This is a genomic window from Actinomadura sp. CNU-125 (assembly GCF_001942465.1).
Classification (GTDB): Bacteria; Actinomycetota; Actinomycetes; order Streptosporangiales; family Streptosporangiaceae; genus Spirillospora.
In genome coordinates, this window is record NZ_MKJY01000417.1 from 1 (window position 1) to 3,114 (window position 3,114).

Below are 3,114 nucleotides of genomic sequence, written 5' to 3' on the forward strand. Positions count from 1 at the left end.
GCCGGCGCCGCCCGCACCGCGGCCGTCCGCGACGGGCTGGGCGTGGGCCTCGCGGTCGCCGTGTCCGGCCTGGCCGGGCGGGGCCGCGGCCGTCACCGCGGGCCTGACGGTGCCGCAGGCGTGCGTGCTGAGCCTGCTGGCGTTCACCGGCGCGTCCCAGTTCGCGCTGGTGGGCGTCGTCGGCGGGGGCGGCGGCCTCATCGCCGGAGCCCTCGGCGCGGTGCTGCTCGGCGGCCGCAACGCCCTCTACGGGCTGCGGCTCGCGCGGACCCTGGACGTGCGGGGATGGCGGCGCCCGCTCGCCGCGCACGTCGTCATCGACGAGACCACCGCCGTCGCGACCGCCCAACCGGACAAGGCGTCCGCCCGCGCCGGCTTCTACGCCACCGCGATCACGATCTACCTGACGTGGAACGTCACCACGCTGCTCGGCGCGGTCGCGCGGCCGGATCGGCGACCCCGACGCCGTCGGCCTCGACGTGCTCGGCCCGGCCGCGTTCCTCGCGCTGCTGTGGCCGCGGCTCACCGCCGGGCGCACCGAGGCCCGGGTCGCGCTCGCGGCCGCCGTCGTCGCGCTCGCCGCGACGCCGCTGCTGCCGCCCGGCGTCCCCGTCATGCTCGCCGCCGTCGCCGCCCTGCCCGCCCTGCTGCGCAAGGAAAAGTCCGCATGAGCGTCTGGATCGCGGTGCTGGCCACGGCCGCCGGCTGCTACGCGCTGAAGTTCGCCGGGCTCGTCGCGCCCCAGTCCGTGCTGGACGACCCGCGCGTGCGGCGGTTCACCGAACTGGTGCCCGTCGCGCTGCTGACCGCGCTGATCGCCGTGCAGGCGTTCGCCGACGGACGCGCCCTGGAGTTCGACCCCGCCCGCGCGGCCGGGCTCGGCGCGGCGGTCGCGGCGCTGCTGCTGCGCGCACCGTTCCTGGTCGTGCTCGCCGTCGCCGCCGCCACCGCCGCCGGACTCCGCCTGCTGGACCTGTGAGCCCGCTCAGGACTCCGACTCGACGATCTCGAGCGCGCGCGCGAGATCGTCCGGGTACGGGCTCTCGAACTCGACCCACCGGCCCGTCGACGGATGCTCGAAACCGAGCCGCGCGGCGTGCAGCCACTGCCGGCCGAGCCCGAGGCGCGCAGCGAGCGTCGGGTCGCGCCGTAGAGGTGGTCGCCCGCGCACGGGTGCTTGATCGCCGACATGTGCACCCGGATCTGGTGGGTGCGGCCCGTCTCCAGCCCGATGTCCAGCAGCGTCGCCGCCCGGAACGCCTCGACCGTGTCGTAGTGCGTCACCGACGGCTTCCCGCCCGCGACCACCGCGAACCGCCCGTCGCCGGACGGGTGCCGGTCGATCGGCGCGTCGACCGTCCCGCGGAACGGGTCCGGATGGCCCTGCACCAGCGCCCGGTACCGCTTGTCGACGCGGCGGTCCCGGAACGCGCGCTTGAGCTGCGAGTACGCGTTCTCGCTCTTGGCCACCACCATCGCGCCGGTGGTGTTGGCGTCCAGCCGGTGCACGATGCCCTGCCGCTCCGACGCACCGCTCGTCGCGATCGTGTGCCCCGCGCCGAGCAGCCCGCCGAGGACGGTCGGGCCCGTCCAGCCGGTCGTGGGATGCGCCGCGACGCCGATCGGCTTGTCGATCACGACGATGTCGTCGTCCTCGAACAGGATCCCCATCCCCGGGACCGGCTCGGCGACGGGCGCGGGCGGTGCGGGCGGCGGCGGGAGCGTCACCTCCAGCCAGGCCCCGGCCTGCAGCCGCTCGGACTTGGTCGCCAGCTCGCGCCCGTCCAGCAGGACGTCGCCCGCGGCGATGATGTCGGCGGCGCGGCCGCGCGACAGCCCGAACAGCCGCGACAGCGCCGAATCGGCCCGCTCCCCCTCCAGCCCGTCGGGGACGTGGAGGCTGCGCGTCTCCCCCATCAGGACTCGTCCCCCGGCGTCCGCGCGTCCCGCTCGTCGGCGGGCTTCGGCTCGTCCGCGGACTTCGGCTCGGACGACTTCGGCTCGGACGGCTCGGACGGCTCGCTCTTCGCGGACTCGCCCCCGCCGCCGTCCCCGTCCTCGTCCTTGTCGTCGGTGATGCGGGTGCCGTCGATCTGCAGGCCGCGCGCCGCCAGCACGACGGCCAGCACGCCGCCGCAGACCACCGCCGAATCGGCCAGGTTGAACACCGGCCAGTTCGGCACCTGGATCCAGTCGACGACGTGGCCCTCCAGCGGCGCGGGGGCGCGGAACATCCGGTCCACCAGGTTGCCGAGCGCACCGCCGAGCATCAGGCCCAGGCAGATCGCCCACGGCAGGCTCCGCAGGTTGCGGCCCGTCCAGATGATCGCCACCACCACACCGGACGCGATCAAGGTGAACACGACCGTGTAGCCGGTGCCGATCGAGAACGCGGCGCCGCTGTTGCGGGTCTCGCGCAGCGTCAGCAGCCCGCCGAGCAGCCGGATCGGCTCCTCGCCCTGCAGCGTCGCCACCACGATCATCTTCGTCACGATGTCGGCGGCCAGCGCCAGCACCGCGACCACGGCCAGCACACCGACACGGCGCGGCCGAGGAGATCCCGTGGATTCCCCGGCCCCGCCCTCTGGGTTCGTTGAGTCGCTCAGCGACGTTCCTCGCGTTGTTTGCATGTCACACACAGGGTCGCACGAGGGAACACCTGAAGTCGCGCCTTGCCGATCGGCTCGGCGCAGACCTCGCAGATCCCGTACGTGCCGGCGTCCATCCGCTGTATCGCCCGCTCACTCTGCGCGAGCAGTCCTGCGAATTGTACGCCAGGGAGAGCTCGTGCTCGCGCGCGTACGTCTTGGCGCCCGCGTCGGCCTGATCGTCGCCGGCGCCCTCGCTGGTGTCGCCCTCCGCGATCTGGCTCGCCGAGACCGCGATGTCGGCGCGCAGCTCGGCGATCTGCGCGTCCAGCCCGGCCCGCACCTCGGCGAGCTCGGCCCGCGTCCAGTGCGCCTCGTCCGTGCGGACCGGCAGCCCCGCGGCGCCCCGGGACTTGCCCGCCTTCTTCGCGGCGCCGCCCTTGCGGGCCGTCCCGGCCGCCGCCTTCGTCGCCGCTCGGCCGCGCGCCGCGGGCCGAGCCGTCCTCCGTCGCGCTGATCGCCTCGG

The 3,114-nt window shown here is 75.1% G+C and carries 2 protein-coding genes and 3 pseudogenes; 2 read left to right on the forward strand and 3 right to left on the reverse strand.

What is annotated here, in order from left to right:
• Both BJF79_RS35520 and BJF79_RS35525 read left to right on the forward strand, forming a co-directional pair.
• Positions 1–671, forward strand: a pseudogene (locus BJF79_RS35520) (AzlC family ABC transporter permease); the annotation flags it as partial.
• On the forward strand, positions 668–979 hold the full coding sequence (locus tag BJF79_RS35525; RefSeq protein ID WP_075904006.1) for an AzlD domain-containing protein: 312 nt from the start codon (positions 668–670) through the stop codon (positions 977–979). The pseudogene BJF79_RS35520 and the gene BJF79_RS35525, both read left to right, overlap by 4 nt.
• A gap of 6 nt (positions 980–985) precedes the next feature.
• On the opposite strand, the pseudogene BJF79_RS35530 reads toward BJF79_RS35525, so the two are convergent.
• The 3 genes and pseudogenes from BJF79_RS35530 to BJF79_RS35540 form a co-directional block, all read right to left on the reverse strand.
• A pseudogene (locus BJF79_RS35530) lies at positions 986–1,917 on the reverse strand (RluA family pseudouridine synthase).
• Positions 1,917–2,534, reverse strand: a complete 618-nt coding sequence (gene lspA, locus BJF79_RS35535; protein WP_262403052.1) for a signal peptidase II — start codon at positions 2,532–2,534, stop codon at positions 1,917–1,919. Before lspA ends, BJF79_RS35530 begins: the two are co-directional and overlap by 1 nt.
• A gap of 68 nt (positions 2,535–2,602) precedes the next feature.
• Positions 2,603–2,982, reverse strand: a pseudogene (locus tag BJF79_RS35540) (TraR/DksA family transcriptional regulator).
• Between the last annotated feature and the right edge of the window lie 132 nt (positions 2,983–3,114).

What these genes read in the sequence shown, in the direction of transcription:
- BJF79_RS35525 (WP_075904006.1), top strand. Translation starts at nt 668, where the DNA reads ATGAGCGTCTGGATCGCGGTGCTGGCCACGGCCGCCGGCTGCTACGCG.